Source organism: Bradyrhizobium sp. cir1 (genome assembly GCF_014198245.1).
In the GTDB taxonomy this organism is placed as follows: domain Bacteria; phylum Pseudomonadota; class Alphaproteobacteria; order Rhizobiales; family Xanthobacteraceae; genus Bradyrhizobium.
In genome coordinates, this window is record NZ_JACIHE010000005.1 from 219,224 (window position 1) to 237,269 (window position 18,046).

General features: G+C 63.8%; 19 protein-coding genes. 6 read left to right on the top strand and 13 right to left on the bottom strand.

Annotated features, from left to right (window positions below):
- The first annotated feature begins 46 nt into the window (after positions 1 to 46).
- Positions 47 to 1,192 (top strand): GNAT family N-acetyltransferase, encoded by a 1,146-nt coding sequence (locus GGD63_RS13725; RefSeq protein WP_183242739.1) that lies wholly within the window; start codon positions 47 to 49, stop codon positions 1,190 to 1,192.
- A 21-nt stretch (positions 1,193 to 1,213) separates the two neighbouring features.
- Here the strand turns inward: GGD63_RS13725 and GGD63_RS13730 are convergent, their stop codons facing one another.
- Positions 1,214 to 1,753 (bottom strand): alpha/beta hydrolase, encoded by a 540-nt coding sequence (locus tag GGD63_RS13730; RefSeq protein WP_183242741.1) that lies wholly within the window; start codon positions 1,751 to 1,753, stop codon positions 1,214 to 1,216.
- A gap of 122 nt (positions 1,754 to 1,875) precedes the next feature.
- Here GGD63_RS13730 and GGD63_RS13735 point away from each other — a divergent pair, with 122 nt between their 5' ends.
- Together GGD63_RS13735 and GGD63_RS13740 are read left to right on the top strand one after the other, a co-directional pair.
- Positions 1,876 to 2,352, top strand: coding sequence for an Lrp/AsnC family transcriptional regulator (locus GGD63_RS13735; RefSeq protein WP_183242743.1), 477 nt, complete (start codon positions 1,876 to 1,878; stop codon positions 2,350 to 2,352).
- Positions 2,353 to 2,466: 114 nt separating this feature from the next.
- A complete protein-coding gene (locus GGD63_RS13740; protein WP_183243075.1) occupies positions 2,467 to 3,351 on the top strand; it encodes a protein-L-isoaspartate O-methyltransferase in 885 nt (294 codons plus the stop codon).
- A 216-nt stretch (positions 3,352 to 3,567) separates the two neighbouring features.
- Here the strand turns inward: GGD63_RS13740 and wrbA are convergent, their stop codons facing one another.
- Genes wrbA through GGD63_RS13755 form a run of 3 tightly spaced genes read right to left on the bottom strand, consistent with a single transcriptional unit; the run spans position 3,568 to position 5,701 of the window.
- The gene (gene wrbA, locus GGD63_RS13745; RefSeq protein ID WP_183242745.1) at positions 3,568 to 4,167 is read right to left on the bottom strand and encodes an NAD(P)H:quinone oxidoreductase; all 600 of its coding nucleotides are present in this window, start codon (positions 4,165 to 4,167) and stop codon (positions 3,568 to 3,570) included.
- Between the two features lie 45 nt (positions 4,168 to 4,212).
- Complete coding sequence (locus GGD63_RS13750) at positions 4,213 to 4,911, bottom strand: pirin family protein (protein WP_183242747.1); 699 nt, start codon at positions 4,909 to 4,911, stop codon at positions 4,213 to 4,215.
- A gap of 37 nt (positions 4,912 to 4,948) precedes the next feature.
- On the bottom strand, positions 4,949 to 5,701 hold the full coding sequence (locus GGD63_RS13755; RefSeq protein ID WP_183242749.1) for an SDR family NAD(P)-dependent oxidoreductase: 753 nt from the start codon (positions 5,699 to 5,701) through the stop codon (positions 4,949 to 4,951).
- Between the two features lie 119 nt (positions 5,702 to 5,820).
- Between GGD63_RS13755 and GGD63_RS13760 the strand changes: the two genes are divergently transcribed.
- Positions 5,821 to 6,756 (top strand): LysR family transcriptional regulator, encoded by a 936-nt coding sequence (locus tag GGD63_RS13760; RefSeq protein ID WP_183242751.1) that lies wholly within the window; start codon positions 5,821 to 5,823, stop codon positions 6,754 to 6,756.
- Between the two features lie 116 nt (positions 6,757 to 6,872).
- Here GGD63_RS13760 and GGD63_RS13765 read toward each other — a convergent pair whose 3' ends face one another.
- A complete protein-coding gene (locus tag GGD63_RS13765; protein ID WP_183242753.1) occupies positions 6,873 to 7,130 on the bottom strand; it encodes a hypothetical protein in 258 nt (85 codons plus the stop codon).
- Between the two features lie 151 nt (positions 7,131 to 7,281).
- Between GGD63_RS13765 and GGD63_RS13770 the strand changes: the two genes are divergently transcribed.
- Positions 7,282 to 8,268: a tripartite tricarboxylate transporter substrate binding protein gene (locus GGD63_RS13770; protein ID WP_183242755.1), complete on the top strand. Its 987-nt coding sequence runs from the start codon at positions 7,282 to 7,284 to the stop codon at positions 8,266 to 8,268.
- A gap of 96 nt (positions 8,269 to 8,364) precedes the next feature.
- The gene (locus GGD63_RS13775; RefSeq protein WP_183242757.1) at positions 8,365 to 8,703 is read left to right on the top strand and encodes a hypothetical protein; all 339 of its coding nucleotides are present in this window, start codon (positions 8,365 to 8,367) and stop codon (positions 8,701 to 8,703) included.
- Positions 8,704 to 8,709: 6 nt separating this feature from the next.
- Here the strand turns inward: GGD63_RS13775 and GGD63_RS13780 are convergent, their stop codons facing one another.
- From GGD63_RS13780 to GGD63_RS13815, 8 genes are all read right to left on the bottom strand, one after another.
- Positions 8,710 to 9,177, bottom strand: a complete 468-nt coding sequence (locus GGD63_RS13780; protein ID WP_183242759.1) for a YbaK/EbsC family protein — start codon at positions 9,175 to 9,177, stop codon at positions 8,710 to 8,712.
- Positions 9,178 to 9,215: 38 nt separating this feature from the next.
- Positions 9,216 to 9,947 carry a haloacid dehalogenase type II gene (locus GGD63_RS13785; protein WP_183242761.1) on the bottom strand — a complete coding sequence of 244 codons (732 nt, stop codon included), beginning with the start codon at positions 9,945 to 9,947 and terminating at the stop codon, positions 9,216 to 9,218.
- Between the two features lie 136 nt (positions 9,948 to 10,083).
- Positions 10,084 to 10,500 carry a RidA family protein gene (locus GGD63_RS13790; protein ID WP_128943023.1) on the bottom strand — a complete coding sequence of 139 codons (417 nt, stop codon included), beginning with the start codon at positions 10,498 to 10,500 and terminating at the stop codon, positions 10,084 to 10,086.
- Between the two features lie 386 nt (positions 10,501 to 10,886).
- Entirely contained in the window at positions 10,887 to 11,114 is a 228-nt protein-coding gene (locus GGD63_RS13795) for a hypothetical protein (protein WP_183242764.1), read from the bottom strand.
- A gap of 57 nt (positions 11,115 to 11,171) precedes the next feature.
- Complete coding sequence (locus tag GGD63_RS13800) at positions 11,172 to 11,351, bottom strand: hypothetical protein (RefSeq protein WP_183242766.1); 180 nt, start codon at positions 11,349 to 11,351, stop codon at positions 11,172 to 11,174.
- 274 nt (positions 11,352 to 11,625) lie between these two features.
- On the bottom strand, positions 11,626 to 14,514 hold the full coding sequence (locus GGD63_RS13805) for an NHLP bacteriocin export ABC transporter permease/ATPase subunit (RefSeq protein ID WP_183242768.1): 2,889 nt from the start codon (positions 14,512 to 14,514) through the stop codon (positions 11,626 to 11,628).
- The gene (locus GGD63_RS13810) at positions 14,511 to 16,676 is read right to left on the bottom strand and encodes an NHLP family bacteriocin export ABC transporter peptidase/permease/ATPase subunit (RefSeq protein ID WP_183242769.1); all 2,166 of its coding nucleotides are present in this window, start codon (positions 16,674 to 16,676) and stop codon (positions 14,511 to 14,513) included. The genes GGD63_RS13805 and GGD63_RS13810 overlap by 4 nt, the downstream gene beginning before the upstream one ends.
- On the bottom strand, positions 16,669 to 17,934 hold the full coding sequence (locus GGD63_RS13815) for an NHLP bacteriocin system secretion protein (RefSeq protein ID WP_183242771.1): 1,266 nt from the start codon (positions 17,932 to 17,934) through the stop codon (positions 16,669 to 16,671). The genes GGD63_RS13810 and GGD63_RS13815 overlap by 8 nt, the downstream gene beginning before the upstream one ends.
- Positions 17,935 to 18,046 lie beyond the last annotated feature (112 nt).

Genomic DNA, 18,046 nt, shown 5'->3' on the forward strand with positions numbered 1-18,046 from the left:
GCAAAACATCATCTATGGAAACATTCAGCAATCATATGTCCCAGGGATGACGTTTCTCAGCGTCGAGCAACCAGATGGTCTTGTGTCCAGCACGTCGGCAATCGCAGTCGATTTCATGCGTGACTGGCGGCAGGCGGCATCGCGCCTGAGTGCCGGCCATCGCACCGCTTTCCAGCATGATTACTGGCTCGGCGCCTGGTACGAGGCATTTGGCGACGTTGCGCCGCTGATCGCCGTGATCTCCGATGTCGCGACCGGCAAGAACATCGCTGTCGTGCCGATGATCAGCCATGTCAGGCGCGGCATCCGCATCGTCGAATTCGCCGATCTCGGCGTCTCCGACAACAATGCGCCGATCCTGGCGCTCGATGCGGCATTGGATGCGGCGACGATGGACGCGATCGGCAAGGCGCTGGTCGAGGCGTTGCGCGCCTTGCCCGACGACTTCGACCTGCTGCGCCTGAAGAAGATGCCGGCGCAGGTCGCCGGCAAGCCGAACCCGCTGGTGTCGCTCGGCCGTGCCGGATCCTGCTCGGTCAACGGCAACCTCGTGCTCATCGGCGACGACTATGAGGATTATCGGGCGTCAATCAGGCGCCTGCAGATGCCGCGGTGCTGGCGCGTCTTCAGCCGCCTTGGCAATGCTCGGTTCGAGATCGCCACGGATGCCGGGCGCGCGCGCGAATTTATCGATGTGATGGACCAGCAGCAGGCGGAGCGGATGAGGCAGCTTGGCTCGCCGTTCGTTCTGAACGACGATGTTCACGCCCGCTTCTATCGCGAGGTGGCGCGCCAGGGTGTCGCCGAAGGTTATGCCGTCATCTCGGCCCTGCTCTGTGACCAGGGCATCGCAGCGACCGCGCTCGGTATCCGATACGGTGCGACCTACTTCCTGCTGCGCATCAGTCACAGCGGCAAGACCTGGGCGAACTTTTCTCCCGGACTGCTCGTGACCGAGCGCACCATGGCGGCGCTGCATGCAGAGGGCGTGCGCCGCTTCGATCTCAGCGTCGGCAATCAGGATTACAAGCGCCGGCTAGGCGCTGAGCGGGTGCCGCTGACCGACGCCAGCGTCGCGCTGTCCTGGCGTGGACTGCCTTTTGCCTGGCGCGATCACGCCGCGCAGGGCCTGCGACGTCACCCCAGGCTCGCCGCCCTTGCCGCGCGGGCGATGGGCAAGGGGGCGCGCTGACGGGCGCCGCCCGTTTCGCCGTCACCTTGGAAGGCCCGCGCGAAAGGCGTCCAGCAATGCGTGCCCTTGCAGCCAGTCGCCGAGCCCGCTCGCGGCATTGATGTGGCCGAGCGCACCCGCCACGATCAAGCCGGACTGCCAGTCCTGTGCCCGTCGCCGTGTCACCTCGAGCGCTCCATAGGGATCATTCGTGCTCGCGATGACCAGCGCGGGAAAGCGCAGCGGGCGGTCCGGGACCGGCTTGAACGCCATGGCCTCCGCGGGAAAATTGCCGCCATCCGGATCGGGCACGGCGACCAGAAAGGTGCCCGCGATCGCGGACGGGAAGCGCGCGGCCCAATGCGCCACCAGCAGGCAGGCGAGGCTGTGGGCGACCAGGACAGGCGGCTTGGCGCAGCGCGCGACCGCGCGATCCAGGGCCTGCTCCCAGTCGTCGAGGACCGGCTGGTCCCAGCTCGCCGGCTGGAATCGCGTGAAGCGCGGCTCAGTGCGCTCCCACAGCGTCTGCCAATGGGTGTCTCCGGAGCCGCCGAGGCCGGGCAATGTGATGATGTCGTGCATGAACGTCCCGTGATATCTGAGGTTACGTCGCAGTGTGACCGGACGTGGTCCTGCATCACATGGCAAGTCATCGGCGAAATCGACCATCTGCCGATGATCTCAAGGTGGAAGGGAGAATTTTGTTGGATCGCTTCGGAAGCATCGATGCCAAGGATTTGAAGATCCTCGAGGCGCTGCAAGCCAATGCGCGCGTGCCGCTGTCCGAACTGGGCCGCTCCGTCGGATTGTCCCAGCCGGCGATCTCCGAGCGCGTCAAGCGGCTCGAGGAAGCCGGCATCATCGAAGGCTACGGCGCCCGTATCAACCCGCGCGCCCTCGGGCTCGGCCTGATGGCGCTGGTGCGCCTGCGCACCTCGCATGAGCATATCAAGACCTGCCTCAAGCGGTTCAGCGAGATTCCCCACATTATCGAAGTCCATCGCGTGACCGGCGACGACTGCTTCGTGCTCAAGGTGCTCGTTCCTGCCCCGGAGGACCTCGAGACGATCGTGGATCGCATTGCCGGTTTCGGTGCGGTCACGACCTCGCTGGTGCTGCGGAGCGAACCCGTGCGGCCGATCGGCAAAGACCTCGTCAGGAGGAAAGCCGAACGCAGTTGAGGCGTGGCCTGCGCGATCGGCTCGTCACCGCGCCGTCACAAAGCCCGTGATTGCGCAAAGCTTCCGATTATCGCGCGCGTTGTGTTATCGTCGCCTTGGTTTCCCGGAGGCGACATGGAAGATCGTTCGGCAAAATATCGCGCATTCTTTGCGCAGTTGATCTGCGCCGCGGCGAAGTCTGCGGATCCCCGACTTGAAGAGGCCTTTCGGACCGTCAGGCGTGAACCTTTCGTCGGGCCCGGGCCGTGGTCGATCTGTCTCGGCGGTCATCCCTATGTCGTGACGCCCGATGACGATCCCGCCTTCATCTACCAGAACGCGCTGCTCGCGCTGGATCCGGCGCGCGGCCTCAATATAGGCATGCCCAGCGCACACGCTTATTGGCTCACCGGCTGCGCTGTCAGGGAGGGTGAGACCGTGATCCAGATCGGCGCGGGCAGCGGCTACTACACCGCGATCCTCGCGCATCTCGTGGGACCCGGCGGCCGCGTTCATGCCTACGAGATCGACGAGCGCCTGGCGGCACTCGCGCGCGACAATCTGAAGGACATCGCCCGTGTCGACCTGCGCGACCGTTCGGGCATCGCGTCGGACCTGCCTGCCGCAGATGTGATCTATGTCTGCGCGGGCGCGGCGCAGCCGGCCACGCAATGGCTCGAGGCGCTGCGGCCCGGCGGGCGGCTGGTGTTTCCGTTGGCGCCCGAAGGCACGCTCGGCGGCATGTTGATGATCACCCGCCCGGATGACGGCGCGATCTGGCCGGCGAAATTCCTCAGCCGTGCCCAGTTCATCGGCTGCGCGGGATTGCAGGATGAAGATGCCGCCCGGCGGTTGGCCGACGCGTTCGCGAAAGGATGGGAGGGCGTGCAGTCGTTGCAGAGAGAGGGCGCTCCCGACGAGACATGCTGGTTTGCCGGTGAGGGCTGGTGGCTGTCGACGGCGCTGGCGCCCATCCCAGTGGCGTCAGTTCAGCCTCACGCCGACATCACGCAGGCCTAGCGATCACGATCCCGTGCACCCGGCGCAGTGAAACCGGCCGCGCGAGGCACGAAACAGGCTGCGGCAATACCACCGCCGCGCCAGCGCCTGTGCGGGCTTGCGGATCATCTGCGCGATCAACAAGAGTTCGAAAGCCATTCGTATCGCTTTTGGTGAAATATTCCGTGCACCAAAGATGGGGCGGCATTCCCGAATGAGAATGCCGCCCACGTCGCATCAGCCATGCAGCTTCTTGGCGGTCTCCGCGATCTGCCGTCCCTGATAGCGCGCGCCGGCGAGCTCGTTGGCGCTGGGCTGGCGGCTGCCGTCGCCGCCGGTGATCGTGGTGGCGCCGTAGGGCGCACCGCCCGTGACCTCGTCGAGCTTCATCTGGCCGGCAAAGCCGTAGTTCATGCCGACCACGACCATGCCGAAATGCAGCAAGTTGGTGATGATCGAAAACAGCGTCGTCTCCTGGCCGCCATGCTGGGTCGCGCTGGACGTGAAGGCGCCGCCGACCTTGCCGTGCAGCGCGCCCTTGGCCCAGAGCCCGCCGGCCTGGTCGAGGAAGTTCGCCATCTGCGAGGCCATGCGGCCGAAGCGGGTGCCGGTGCCGACGATGATCGCGTCGTAATTGGCGAGGTCCTCGATCCTGGCGACCGGCGCAGCCTGGTCGAGCTTGTAGTAGGAGGCCTTCGCGACCTCGGCCGGCACAAGCTCCGGCACGCGCTTGATGTCGACGGTGACGCCGGCCTCGCGCGCGCCCTCGGCGACGGCATTGGCCATCGCCTCGATGTGGCCATAGGCGGAATAATAGAGAACGAGAACTTTGGTCATGGTGGTCTCCGTTGTGATTGGTGAGGTGATTGGTCGTTTGGATCGTTAAGCCGCGTCGACGAGCACGAGTTCGGAGTCTTCGAGCGCCGTGATCCTCAAGCTGGCCTCATCGCGGATCGCGGCTCCGTCGCGCGCATTGACGCGCACGCCGTTGACCTCGACGGAGCCCGCCGCAGGCACAAGGTAGAGATGCCGCGACTTCTGCGGCGCGTACTCGGCGCTCTCGCCCGCCTTCAGTGTAGTGGCGAGCACCCGCGCATCGGCGCGGATCGGCAGCGCGTCCGTGTCATCCGCAAAGCCGCTCGCGATGGTGACAAGCTTCCCGGAGCGGTCAGCCTTGGGGAACGGCTTCGAGCCCCAGGTCGGCTGTCCGCCGCGCGCCGTCGGCTCGATCCAGATCTGGAAGATCCGCGTCTTGCTCGGCTCGAGATTGTATTCGGAGTGGCGGATGCCGCTGCCCGCGCTCATCACCTGCACGTCGCCGGCTTCAGTTCGCCCCTCGTTGCCGAGGCTGTCCTGGTGCGTGATCGCACCCTCGCGCACATAGGTGATGATCTCCATGTTGGCGTGGGGATGGGCGGGAAAGCCGGTGTTCGGCGCGATCTCGTCGTCGTTCCAGACGCGCAGCGCACCATGTCCCATGTTGTTCGGGTCATAATGGCTGGCGAAGGAGAAATGATGCTTGGCCTTGAGCCAGCCGTGATCGGCGCCGCCGAGCTTTGCGAAAGGTCTGAGTTCGATCATCTTCGTAATTCCTTGGGTTGGACGAGTGGCGCCTTGATCAGGCGCCAAACCCGCCGTCGACGTTGAGCACAGTGCCGGTGACGAAGGAGGCTTCCGGACTTGCGAGGAAGACCACGCCGGCGGCGACCTCCTCGGGACGGCCGAAGCGCTGCAGCGCGTGCTGCTTGCGCTGGGCTTCCGCGAAGTCGCGGTCGTCATCCGGGTTCATGTCGGTGTTGATCGAGCCGGGCTGCACCACGTTGACGGTGATGCCGCGCGGACCCAAGTCGCGTGCCGCGCCCTTGGTGTAGCCGACGACCGCCGCCTTGGTGGCGACGTAATCGGCAAGGCCCGGGAACGAGGCGCGGTCTGCGAGCATCGAGCCCACGGTGACGATGCGGCCGCCTTCGCCCATCAGCTGCGAGGCGGCGCGGATCGCCGCGATCACGCCATGCACGTTGACCTGGTCCTGGCGGGCGAGGGCATCGAGGTCGGCCTTGGCATCGTCGGTCGCGCCGCCGGCGGCAACGCCGGCATTGTTGACGAGGATGTCGAGATGGCCGAATTCCTTGGCGACATCGCTCACGAGCTTCGTCACGTCCTTCGCCGAAGCCTGGTCGGCCTTGAAGGCACGCGCCCTGACGCCCTTGGCCTTCAGCTCGGCGACGACGGCTTCGGCCTTGTCGGGCGAAGCGACGTAGCTGATGGCGACATCGGCGCCTTCATCGGCGAGCGCGCGGGCAGAGGCCGCGCCGATGCCGCGCGATCCGCCGGTGACGAGGGCAACCTTGCCTGAGAGCTTCTTGGTCATTGGATTTCTCCATTCCGTGGGTTTGCGATTGACCCTTGGATAAGCCTCCGCCTGTGGTATAGAAATAGAAACTGTCGAAACGCATTGTTTCCTCAAATATCCCGATTGGATCCGCTCGCATGGCAAAACTCCCCGATTTCGAGGCGCTCGCGATCTTCGCAAAAGTCGTGGAATTACGGTCGTTTGCGGGGGCCGCGAGCGAGCTTGCGATGTCCAAGGCGACGGTCTCGAAGGCCGTGACCCGGCTGGAGGAGCGGCTCGGCGCCCGCCTGTTCAACCGCACCTCGCGCCGGCTCGCGCTGACCGATGCCGGCCACAAGCTTGCGGACCGGGCAACGCGTCTTCTCGCCGACGGCGAGGCGGCGGAGAACGAGGCGCTGGCGCAATCGGTGGCGCCGCGCGGTCTGGTGCGGCTCGCCGTGCCCATGACGTTCGGCATCAAGGCCGTGGCGCCGCTGCTGCCGGAGTTCTTCGAGGCCTATCCGGAAGTCTCGGTCGATCTGCATCTGAGCGATGCGACGGTGGATCTGATCGGAGAGGGCTTTGACATGGCGGTGCGGATCGCGCGGCTGCCGGATTCGTCCCTGATCGCGCGCCGGCTCTTCACCATGCCGCGCTTCACGGTGGCAGCGCCGTCCTATCTCAAGCGTCACGGCCGCCCGACGCATCCGATGCATCTGGCCGAGCACAGGTGCTTCAGCTACGCCTATCTCTCGACGCCCAACATCTGGCACTACACCAATTCCGCCGGCGAGCAGGCCAGCGTACGTCCGGGCGGACCGCTTCGTGTCAACAATGGCGAAGCCGTGATGCCGTCATTGATCGCAGGCCTCGGCATCGCCGAGCTTCCCGAATTCATCGTCGGCGAGGCGATCTCCTCTGGCGCCGTCGAAGTGATCCTGAAGGATTGGAAGCAGGCCGAGGGCGCCGTGCACCTGGTGACGCCGCCAGGCGGCCCGCGCCCCGCACGCGTCGAAGCGCTCGGCGATTTCCTCGCAGCAAAGCTGCCCGGCACGTGCAAGCGGCGGCCGCGCGGGAAGGTGAAGGGGGCGTAGAACGAGCTGTTTCAACAACCTCGTCATTGCGAGCATAGCGAAGCAATCCAGAGTATCACCGCGGAGGGATTCTGGATTGCTTCGTCGCAAGAGCTCCTCGCAATGACGGCGTTGGGCTACGACACCGTCACGCCGTCGATCGCAACGATGCGCAGGCTCGGCTTCAGGGTCCCTTCCAATCGCGCCTTCAATTCGTGGACCCGCGGGTCGGTCGAGTGGGCCGCGCAAACCGCGTATTGATGGACGGATTGCGCCAGGGCCCGCCGCGCTTCCGGTGTTCGCGTCACGTCCGGCTCCGAAAGCCGCAAGACGATCGCGGCGAGATTGACCAGCATCTCGTCCAGAGCGACGTCGATAGTCGCAAGGTTGCGCATCACTCCCTCCCGGGAAGGGCAACCCGCGGGTCCGCCGATGCGTTCCGCACCCGGGCCGGACATGGTTAAGACCTGGTAAACGACTTGTTCTTGCCGGTCGCCACGCTAGGCTGGGCAGCGAAACAAAGAAGATCAGGGGGAGGGCACCACCATGGATCGACGCGATCTCTTGCGCGCCGCTGCGGCATTGCCGTTGTTGCGGGCTGCCTGGCCGGACAAGGCCTTTGCGCAAGCCTATCCGGTGCGCAACATCACCATGATCGTGCCGTTTCCGGCCGGAGGCCAGGCCGATCTCGCGGCGCGCCCGGTGGCGATGGCACTGGAGCGGGTGCTCGGCAAGCCTGTCATCGTCGATAACCGCGCCGGCGGCGGCGGTGGATCGGTCGGCAATGCCGCCGCCGCGCGCGCCGAGCCCGACGGCTACACGCTGCTGATGACGCTGTCCTCGCTCGCGGTGCTACCCGAGGCCGACCGGCTGTTCGACCGCCCCGTTGCCTACGAGGTCTCGCAGTTCATGCCGATCGCGCGCGTGCTGGCCGATCCCACGCTGCTCGCGGTGCCGGCCTCGGCGCCATGGAAGACCGCGCAGGATTTCGTCGAGGATGCGAGGAAGCGGCCGGGCCAGATCACCTATGGCTCGTCCGGACCGTACGGCACGCTGCATGTGGCGATGGAGATGTTCGCAAACAGCGCCGGCATCAAGCTGCTGCACGTGCCGTTCCGCGGCGCAGGCCCCGCGCTCACCGCGCTGCTCAGCGGCACCGTGCAGGCGATCGCCGCCGCACCGGGAACGCTGAAGCCGCAGGTCGACGCCGGCAAGCTGCGCGTGCTCGGCAATTGCGGCGCGCAGCGCATCGCGAGCTTCCCTGACGTGCCGACCTTCCAGGAGCTCGGCTACAAGGACGTCGAGATGTACATCTGGGCCGGGCTCTTTGCGCAGAGCTCTCTGCCGGCGCCGATCGCGACCCGCTTGCGCGAGGCGATGGCGCAGGTGATGACGAGCCCCGACGTGCTCAAGACCTTCGAAACATCAGGCAGTCTCGTCGCCTATCAGGACGCGCCGGCCTTTTCCGAATTCGTGGCGGCCGACAGCGCGCGGCTGATCGCGGCGGTGAAGAAGATCGGCAAGGTGGAGTAGGTTCCAGCATCGCCTTCACATTTTGTTGTTGGTTCAGAACCTGCCCGCGTCTCATTGTTTGATGAGAATTCGAGAGGCTCGGGAAGGAATCGAAAGATGCGAACAGAGCGGATTGCGCTGGGTATGGCGCTTGCGATCGGCGGCATCGTCGCGCACAGCGCTGCCTCCGCCCAGGAATATCGCGGAACCATGGAACAGCAGATGGCCTGCACTCCGGATGTGTGGCGGCTGTGCAGCGATCAGATCCCGGACGTGAACCGTATCGTGGCCTGCTTGCAACAGAACACGCCGCAGCTCTCGAGCGGGTGTCGCGCTGTGTTCCAGTCGAACAACCAGGCTCAGCCGCAGCCGCCGAGCCCGCGCAATCGCATTGCGCCGCCCCCGCGCTACAATGCTCCGCCGCCTCCACCACGGCCTTACGACGAGGATGATTAGCGCCGCTCAGGGCCTGTGCTCGCAGACGTCGACCCATTCAGCCGCGGTCAGCTCGGCCATACGATCTGGCGTGATGCGCACGGCGCTGTGGGTCGAGCCCGCAGCCGGCACCACCACGTCGAACGCCTTCAGTGAGATGTCGCAATAGACGGGCAGCGGCGCCTTCAGCCCGAACGGACAGACGCCGCCGACCTCGTGGCCGGTGATCTCGGCGACCTCCTCCAGTCCCAGCATCTTCGGCTTGCCGCCGAACTGCGCCTTCACCTTCTTGTTGTCCATGCGCGAGGTGCCGGCGGCGACGATCAGGATGACGCGCTCGCCGATCCGCAACGACAGCGTCTTGGCGATCCGCCCCGGCTCGACACCATAGGCTTCGGCCGCCAGCGCCACGGTCGCGGAGCTGATCGGGGATTCGATGACGGAGATGTCGGGGGCGTTCTCGGCGAAGAAGGCGCGAACAGATTGCAGGCTCATTCCAGTCTCACGGGCGGGCGGCGATACCTGGATGACCCCTAGATGATACTCGGCAGCTCGGACAGCGCGCGGACGCGGTGGTCCGGCGCAAAGCCAAGCTCGTCCATCTGGGTGCGGATCGCCTTGAACATGGTCAGCGGTGCCACGAGTTCGTTCTCGACGCAAGCCAGCGCCATCGCTTCCGGCGTCACCCGCTCGATCCAGGCGACGTTGAGGCCGAACGATTTTGCGCCCGCGACGTCCCAGGGATTGGAGGAGACGAACAGCACCTCATCCGGTGCGGTGCCCAGCACCTCACCGATCAGCTCATAAGCCGCCGGGCTCGGCTTGAAGATCTTCTTCGCATCGACGCTGATGGTGGCATCGAGCAGGCTGTCGAGCCCGGAGTTGCGCACGAGCGCGTTCAGCATGTCCGGACTTCCGTTGGAGAGGATGGCGAGTTTCCGAGGCTTCAAGGCTCGGAGCGCTGCCGGTGCATCCGGATAGAGATCGAGATGCAGATACTTTTCGATCACGCGCTCGAATGCCTCGCTCTCATAGGCGAGCCCGAGCACACGCAGCGTATAGGCGAGCGAGTCGCGAGTGACCGCGCCAAAATCCTGGTAGCGCCGCATCAGCGAGCGCAACCAGGTGTATTCCAGCTGCTTGATGCGCCAGATCTGCGTGATGATCTCGCCATAGCCCGGAAACGCATCCTCGGTGATGTCAGCGACCGACTGGATGTCGTAGAGCGTACCGTAGGCGTCGAAGACGACGGCTTTGATGCTCATTGGTTGTCCTTCCGGGCCGTTGTGGTTCGCAAGAACTCCGATTGGGGAGTGCGCATGATCGTCAGCTTACCAGAGCAAAGCGGAAGTCTGCCACTGCAAGTGTGATCGGCGGCTTGTGACCCGCAAGAGACGCCACTCAGCTTCGGGCAACGAAGATAATTGACGGCTCAACCTCGATTAAGAATTCCTCTCGCGCTAGGCTCGGCACACCTATCCAAGTAGCACACGGTGGCCGGTCACCAAAGGTTTCCATCAGTGCATCGCTAATCGCCTTGCCTTGGTCGATATGGCTTTGCCGGATGTAAAGTCTTATTGCCCCGACTTGATCGAGCGTCGCGCCGACCGACGCCAACGCTGTGGCTAGATTCTCCAGACTTTTCTTCAGTTGAATGCCGATGTCATTCGCACCCACTATGTTGCGGTCCGCGTCCCAGGCTACCTGTCCCGAAACATGAACTGCATCGCCGAAGGGCGTGGGCACGATGGAGACCTGGGCGAACCCAAATGGCAGGCTATCGAATAGTGTTAGTGGAGACTGGACGGAACGTCCCATTGCATGTCCTGCGGTGTTGATTGATAGATGGCCTAGTTTAGCTCATACCCCAGCGCATTGTCCGTTTTTGGCCGAAGGCGGAGAGGCTCGGAAGCCGCCTTAGGTCCGGTCTCAAGGTCTCGACCGGATGTCGGTCTGGGCCGATCCGAACGGCGCTGTTGGACCCGAAGCTGACTTCAGTTTGTATCGGGGCTTGGAGTCTGAGCAGAGGCGCACAGTTTCCCAATTGAAGTGCCCTTGGGCAACATTGCGCACCTGCTCAGCTTCCAGACAACTGGAGCAACTCATCGGCAATCCAACCGACAGGTCTGGCGTCAGATGCGGACGGAGCTTTAGAGCCAAGCGGAAGAGGCCGCCGAACGCGGCGACCTCTTGGAAGAACTAGCTTACAAAGGCGGCTGCCCCGGCCCCGACCCCGGGCCAAACGGGCCGCGCAGGTTGCCCGGGCCCTGCAAGCCGCCAAAGATGAAGCCGCCGACCCACTGGACGGCGTCCTTGATGGCGCCGCCGATGGCGCGGAAGGCGTCGCCGAGCCAGTTGCCGCCGACGACTGTTTCGAGTTCCGCATCGTTCAGTTCGATGATTTCCGGTTTTGCATGTTCCAGGTTCAGCATGTTGGTCGCTCCTCTTCAGATCATGTATGTGATGAAAACGTTTGAACGTGTGGTTTCTCAGCGGTGGAAGATGCCACCAGGCAACCAGGGGTTCGGCCCCGCCGGCTGATGGGTCGTGATCTTTCCATCCACAATCCACGGACCGATGCAGCCTCCATCATTGATGAAGCCACCGCACACGGACTCCAATTCACGGTCGTCCAGCTCCTTACAGTCTCGATTGCTGCGCTCAGTCATTTGTGTCTCCCGCTTGCCAACGAGGGGCCATCCCCTCTCATCTGGTGGTCTCAGGAGTACTGCGGGCGGTTTGTTTAGGCTGTGATACCCATCACAGAGGCAAGCGGCTGCTTTTCTTCCGCGAAATGATGGCCAAGTTTCGCACCTGCACTGCGGTTCCAGAGCCTGTAGATAACGACTTAAGGTGCGGAAAACGTTCGATTTGAGCTAGCCTCCGAAGCCTAACCCGAGCTTGAGCTTTTTCTCGGAGCGAATGGATCGGGGGTTGCCGCCACTAGAGCATCTGCCGCTGCGCAAACGCCGAAAAAGCACCGGCAGCGGCGGTCAACTCCTCGAACGTGCCGCTTTCGACGATCTTGCCGTCGACCAGCACGATGATCCGATCCGCCCTCTTCACGGTGCTCAGCCGGTGAGCGATGACGATCCGAGTAACATTCAAATTTTCCAAGGCATCACTAACGATGGCTTGGGATCGATTGTCGAGCGAGCTCGTCGCCTCGTCGAACAGCAGGACGCGCGGGCGTCGCGCGATGGCGCGCGCGATCATGATGCGCTGACGTTGTCCTCCTGAAAGCGTACTGACGCCTTCGGATATCTGGGTCAACATGCCCATCGGCATGGCCTTGATGTCCTCTTCAATGCCGGCGAGCCGGGCGGCTTCCCAGACCTGATCGAGCGGCAGCCGAAGTCCGCCAGAGATATTCTCGTAGATGCTCCCGTTAGCCAGTCTGGCGCTCTGCAAGACAACACCAAGCTGGCGCCGCAAGGCGCTCGCATCCAGCGTCTCGATCGATTTTCCGTCGTAGAACACCGCGCCCGATTCCGGCCGCTCGAACCCCAGCAGCAGCCGGAACAGGGACGATTTGCCGCTTCCGGATGGACCGACGAGCGCGACGTATTCGCCCGGCGCGATCTTCAATGTGACGTTGTCGAGCACCAGAGGGCCGCTCGACAGATACCGGAACGACACGCGCGCAAGCTCGATCGAACCGGACAGTTCTCCCGGCGCCTTGCGCTCGTCTGAAATCTCCGTCGGGCTCGCGATCAGAGGCCGCAACCGGAGCAGCGGCGGTATTGCGATCAGCGCCTCACTCACACCGCTCGCCCAGGAGCCGACGGCCCCCATCGATTGCCCGAAGGCGGAAAAGAACGCGAAGAATGTGCCTAGATCCGTGAGCAGGTTGCTGTTCGAATAGGATGCGTAGGCAAAAATGATCAGTGTCGCGAGGGTTGGAAAGGCCGTCTCGAACGCGCCAAGGCCGTTGCTGGCAACTTGCGAGCAGACGAAATATTGCTTTTGCGTCGCGAACTGCTTCGACCAAATTCCGAGCGCGCGCCCGGTCGCTCCCGACACCCGCAACTTGCCGACACCCATCAGCAACTGGAGGACGAATCCGCTGACCTTGCCCTGCTGGGTGAAGTGCTTGTTCTCGTGATAGAGCCGCAGCAGGTTGGTGGAAATGATGGCGGCTGCCCTGACGAATGTCAGTCCAATCGCGAGCAAGGCCAGCTTCGGGCTGTAGTAGACCATCAAGCCGAGGCTGAAGATACAGAACAGGCCAGCGATCATGCCGCGCAACGCGTGGCCTGTCAGGGCACGCCGCGCGGCGTCGATGCCCATCGCGCGGTCGACCAGCTCGCCCGCCGTGAATTCCCGGAAGATCGCGGTGGGCAACCTGAGCAGGCGATCGATCAACGCCGACTGCAATCGCCAGTCGATCGTCGCTTCCATGCGGAGCATGACAAGCCCCTGCATGACTTGGACGCTGGCTACCGCCAGTGCCGTCAGGCCAAGCGCGAGAGCGCAGAAGACGAGCTGGTCGAGCTCCGATCTCGGGATGATCGAGCTGATCAGCAGGTTGGTGACAAAGGGAGTCACCAGCGACAGAAGCCCGATCACCACGACCGCCAATGCGATGCGCAGACCGCTGCCACGCGCATAGCGTAGGGCAAATTCAAGAAGATCCCTGAACTTCAGGGAGCGTGACGGCAGCGGCGGATAGAACATCGCCGCGTCCGGAGCGATCTGCGCCGCCACGGCGCGATTGACCGGCCAACGCGCTTTCGTCAGCGGATCGATCATGATGTAGCCGCGGCGCGGCTCGTAGACCAGGGCGACCGGGTCGCGCTTCTCGCCGAACCAGCCGACCAGTGGGCCGGCATCGGTTCGCCACCAGCGTGACCGCAGCAGAACCTGCCGCAGCCGAAGACGGGCATCGAGCGCGATTTGCGTCAGGCCAGCGAATTCCTGCCGGCTGCCGTCGATCCGACCGGAGACCGCAATAGGCGTGCGCATCGCGCTTCCGACAAGCTGGCAGGCGCCGGCCAGCCGGTCGGAATATGATGCATCGACCGCGTCATGATCAAAGCGACGCCCGATGATGCCGGACAGGCGGTCGAAAGCTTCCATGGACTGCGACGCCGCGAGAGCGTTCCGGCTCACCAGACGCTCGCTCTCGGCGAGCCTCTCATCCTCCAGAATGCGCTGGACGCAGGCGACGAAGCTCTGGTGGAGTTGATCGATTGCCGGCCAGACCGACGCCGGCGCAACGCTGGTTGCGATCACGCCGCAGCCTTCCGGGCCCGCCTCGACCCACAAGCCCGAGGTGAGCGGCAGCGGCCGGCTTCCGGCCGCATAAGAAAGGGCGACGCCCATCAGTCTGAGGTCGCCGCGCTCCACCGTCAGCCAGAGCAGCCCGCGCATGGGTCCCCGGGCGCATTCGTTCGGGGAAAATCGGGCTTCGCCCTCCGGCAACTCGGCCATCTGCCAGTGCGGCGCAGGTCCCGCGACGAAGCGCGCCAACCGCTCGATCCAGCGCGTGGCTTGAGCTGCCGACCTCAGATCCGACCTGGATCGCGCCGATGTGCGCGTGCCGTCGGTGCCGACTGCGATGAAGCTGATGCCGCGTCCTGCAGACGCCGCGAGCGCCGGGAGATCGGGGACAACATCGCCGCTTTCGATTCGAAACAGATGGTGTCTGCTTCCGTATTCGCCATCGTCGACGTCGACAGCGAAGATGTCGAGATGACCGGCGACAACCTCCAGCACATGGCCGTGGTGATCAAGCAGGACGGGCCTGCGACCATCGAGCGCCATGTCGACCGGAAGCTCCGCCGAGACGAGGCTCGCGCCCGACACAATGTTTTCAGCCGAACGGGTCATTCCTGGGACACCAGCCTTGCGTATTCGCCGTCAAGGGCGAGGAGGCTCTCGTGCGTCCCTCGCTCGACAACCTTGCCTTGCCGCAACACGATGATCTCGTCGCAATCCCTGATCGTGCTCAGACGATGCGCGATGATGATACAGGTGCAGCCGGATCGGCGCAGATTATCGTCGATCGTCTTCTCCGTGACCGGATCGAGCGCTGCCGTGGCTTCATCGAGAACGATGACGGAAGGGCGGCCGACGAGAGCACGCGCGATCTCGATGCGCTGACGCTGCCCGCCGCTGAAATTCGTTCCACCCTCGCTGACGTAAGTATCGTAATTGCCGGCCCTGATGGCGATCTCACCCTGGATCTGCCCGTCTTGCAGCGCCCTGGTCAGATCGACATCCGGCGTCGTCCGGTCCCAGAGCGTGAGATTGTCTCGCACCGTGCCCTCGAACAGGAAGATATCCTGGTCCACATAGGCTACGGAGTTGGCGAGGATTTCGGGCGGCACGTCCCCAAGCGGGGCTCCGTCGATCAGGATCTCCCCGGACCACGGCCTGTTGAGGCCGCAAATCAGGCGGCCAAGCGTCGATTTGCCACTTCCGGACGCGCCGACAATCGCCACCCGCGATCCCGGGCTGATGGCAATCGAAAGGTCGGAGATCAGCGGAGGCTCGAGCAGCGAATAGCCGAATTGTACATTCCTCAGTTCGACGCGTCCGATGAGCTTGGCGGGGAAACGCTTTTCGGATCCGCCATCCTTCGGCTTGTCGCCGAGCGGATAGTTGTAGACGTCTTCGAGGCGGTCGAGTGCGCCCCGGATCAATTGAAAGCCGCTGGCCTGATTGACGAGCGCCGAAACAGGCTCCGAGAAGCTTGCCATCAGCGCCTGGAACGCCACGAGGCTGCCGAGCGTCAGCGAGCCTTCAATTACCCGCAAGCCTCCAAAGCTGAGGATCGCCATCATGGTCAATCCGGAGATCAGCGTCGGGATCATGTCGAGCATGATCGACGACGAGGCGAGGTCGCGCTCTGCATTGAGAAGCTTGGCCTGAATGCCAGACCACTGCCCGAACGCCTCGTCCTCGAGGCCACTTGCCTTGATCGTCTCAATGCTCCTGACGATGCTGACCACCGCCCCCAGCGACTTTCCGCGCTCTTGCGAGAGCCCGCGGCTGAGATCCTCCCGGCGTCGGTGTGACAGGCGCAAGAACAGCACGTTGAGCAGCGACAAGGCAATACAGATCGCGGCAAGCCACAGATCGTAGACCGCCATGGCGAACGCAAAGAACACGACGGAGGTGAGGTTGAGCGCATTCGCAGCAATGCCGCCTGCAAGCAGTCGGGCAATCTGCTCGTTGGCAGCAACGCGCATCGCGATATCGCCGGCGTGGCGCTGGGTGAAGAACTCCATCGGCAATACCATCACCCGCCAGAGGAAGCGGCTGATCATCACCACCGACAGCTTCGTCTGCAGCCGCAGCAGCAGGGATTGCTGGAGCAACACCAGAATAGTTCGGATCAGTACGGTGGCGGCCATGCCGACCAGGAGAGGGCGCAACCATCCATCCAAATGCTGGATCAGGATGTCGTCGATGAAGATCTTCGAAAAGCTCGCGGCCACGAGCCCCGGAAGAACCATGACGAAGCTGAGCAGGAGAAGCAGCCCGACAGCTGCCTTCGATCCGCGCAGCTCACGGACCAGCAGGCGCACTCCGCCAGGCTTGCTTCCTTGCGCAACGAACCCGGCGGTCGGCTCCAAAACCAGTACGACGCCGGTGAAGCTCCTGTCGAGCTCGTCGAGCCCGATTCGCCTTCGCCCAAAGGCCGGGTCGTTGATGTAGGCAAACTTTCCATCGAGCCCCTCGAGAACGACGAAATGATTGAGGTTCCAGTGGATGATGCAGGGCGTGGGCGTCGCGCGCAGCGTCGTGACCTCCTGCCGAAAGCCCTTGGCGGACAGGCCGAAGCGGCGCGCCGCCCTGACGATGTTGCTCGCCTTGCTGCCATCGCGCGATACGCCGCATTCGACGCGCAACTGCTCGAGCGGCACCCACCGGCCATAATGCGCCAGCACCATGGCGAGACAGGCCGCGCCGCATTCCGCCGCTTCCATCTGCAGGACGGTGGGTGTCTTCTTGACCCCCGGAGCAGGCTTGGCAGGACTATCCATCGATCCCGGTCAGCTTCCTGATGAGAGGAACAACGAGATCCAGCGGACGCCGGTTTCGGGTGGTAATTTCGGCCTGGACGAGCGTGCCGCTGGTCAGATGAACCTCTGGTCCCTTGCCGACGGCCCATCGATAGCCGCTTGTCGTCGTCTCGTCCCGCTCCAGGGATACGGCGACGGCATAGGGCGCGCCGTCATGGGAGAACACCTTAACCAGCTGGTCGTTATGGAGCACCGCGGTCATGCCCTGCGGGGTGACGGGAAACTCCGACACGCTGGAGACGGTCCCGATCATCGTGCCGAACTCCTCGCGCTTGACAGTGCTGGGCGCGATGCGCACCTGCGAGCCCGGCTTGACGCTCTTGCCCTGCTCGGCGGGGATATAAACCACCGCCTCGAGCTTCGAGCCCTCGTCTTCAATCAGAACCACCGGGGTGCCGACGGCGAGCACCGAACCGGTCGATATCTTGATCTCGACCACGCGCCCCGCGATCGGACTGAGAATCTGCGAATTGCGCCCCAGGGTTCCGGCGAGTGCCTGCATCTCGCGGCGCGCATTGTTGGCCGCGAACTCGGCCTGCCGCAATTCACGCTCCCGCTGGGTTTGGAGATCGGATTTCTGTGCGTGCAGCTTGAGGATCTCGTTTTGCGAGTCCATCCGGCGCTGCTGCGCCTCGGTCAACTCGAGACGGCGATCATCCAGCGTCTTCCGCGTGGTCAGCCCCTTGGCCATGAGCTGCTCGAGATTCTTCACGTCGATATCCAGCGACTGAACGCGCTGCCCGGTCGCTTCGATGACCTTGTTGAAGGCGGCCTCGAGCTTTTCGAAATTGGAGGCCTTGGCCGCGAGCTCCGACCTGACGTTAGCGGCCATGTCGTCATGCTCGCGCTGACGCTCCTTGTAGGTCTCCACCGCATTTGCGTACTTCTGCTCGATGTCGGTCTGCGAGATCTGGGCAATCAACTGCCCGCGTTCGACATGATCGCCGACGGAAATGCTGAGCGAAGCGAGCCGTCCTTCCGCGGCGGAGACTGCATCGACGACGCGTCCGCTGCCGACCAGAATTCCCTGTCCCGACACGCGGGAGGGAATCCGGCCGTAGATCCCCCAGATCAGCGCCGCAACCAGTGCGACCGTGACGACGGCGGCCAGGATCCAGTCGGCGGGCTTGGTGATCGCGACAAGATGGTCGAGTTCGTCTGGAGACGCCGCGCGCTGCAACGCGCTTGCACGAAAAATACGTTCGGGACCATCGGTCATGCTTCAAGTCTCCGCAAATGATCTCGGCACAACCACTTTCTGTTCGTCAAAAAATAAGCTTGGAACTTCCAGAGTAGGCTCCGATGATACATAGGAGCGAATTTTCCTACAA

What these genes read in the sequence shown, in the direction of transcription:
- GGD63_RS13725 (WP_183242739.1), top strand. Translation starts at nt 47, where the DNA reads ATGACGTTTCTCAGCGTCGAGCAACCAGATGGTCTTGTGTCCAGCACG.
- GGD63_RS13730 (WP_183242741.1), bottom strand. Translation starts at nt 1,753, where the DNA reads ATGCACGACATCATCACATTGCCCGGCCTCGGCGGCTCCGGAGACACC.
- GGD63_RS13740 (WP_183243075.1), top strand. Translation starts at nt 2,467, where the DNA reads ATGGAAGATCGTTCGGCAAAATATCGCGCATTCTTTGCGCAGTTGATC.
- wrbA (WP_183242745.1), bottom strand. Translation starts at nt 4,167, where the DNA reads ATGACCAAAGTTCTCGTTCTCTATTATTCCGCCTATGGCCACATCGAG.
- GGD63_RS13750 (WP_183242747.1), bottom strand. Translation starts at nt 4,911, where the DNA reads ATGATCGAACTCAGACCTTTCGCAAAGCTCGGCGGCGCCGATCACGGC.
- GGD63_RS13755 (WP_183242749.1), bottom strand. Translation starts at nt 5,701, where the DNA reads ATGACCAAGAAGCTCTCAGGCAAGGTTGCCCTCGTCACCGGCGGATCG.
- GGD63_RS13760 (WP_183242751.1), top strand. Translation starts at nt 5,821, where the DNA reads ATGGCAAAACTCCCCGATTTCGAGGCGCTCGCGATCTTCGCAAAAGTC.
- GGD63_RS13765 (WP_183242753.1), bottom strand. Translation starts at nt 7,130, where the DNA reads ATGCGCAACCTTGCGACTATCGACGTCGCTCTGGACGAGATGCTGGTC.
- GGD63_RS13770 (WP_183242755.1), top strand. Translation starts at nt 7,282, where the DNA reads ATGGATCGACGCGATCTCTTGCGCGCCGCTGCGGCATTGCCGTTGTTG.
- GGD63_RS13775 (WP_183242757.1), top strand. Translation starts at nt 8,365, where the DNA reads ATGCGAACAGAGCGGATTGCGCTGGGTATGGCGCTTGCGATCGGCGGC.
- GGD63_RS13780 (WP_183242759.1), bottom strand. Translation starts at nt 9,177, where the DNA reads ATGAGCCTGCAATCTGTTCGCGCCTTCTTCGCCGAGAACGCCCCCGAC.
- GGD63_RS13785 (WP_183242761.1), bottom strand. Translation starts at nt 9,947, where the DNA reads ATGAGCATCAAAGCCGTCGTCTTCGACGCCTACGGTACGCTCTACGAC.
- GGD63_RS13790 (WP_128943023.1), bottom strand. Translation starts at nt 10,500, where the DNA reads ATGGGACGTTCCGTCCAGTCTCCACTAACACTATTCGATAGCCTGCCA.
- GGD63_RS13795 (WP_183242764.1), bottom strand. Translation starts at nt 11,114, where the DNA reads ATGCTGAACCTGGAACATGCAAAACCGGAAATCATCGAACTGAACGAT.
- GGD63_RS13800 (WP_183242766.1), bottom strand. Translation starts at nt 11,351, where the DNA reads ATGACTGAGCGCAGCAATCGAGACTGTAAGGAGCTGGACGACCGTGAA.
- GGD63_RS13805 (WP_183242768.1), bottom strand. Translation starts at nt 14,514, where the DNA reads ATGACCCGTTCGGCTGAAAACATTGTGTCGGGCGCGAGCCTCGTCTCG.
- GGD63_RS13810 (WP_183242769.1), bottom strand. Translation starts at nt 16,676, where the DNA reads ATGGATAGTCCTGCCAAGCCTGCTCCGGGGGTCAAGAAGACACCCACC.
- GGD63_RS13815 (WP_183242771.1), bottom strand. Translation starts at nt 17,934, where the DNA reads ATGACCGATGGTCCCGAACGTATTTTTCGTGCAAGCGCGTTGCAGCGC.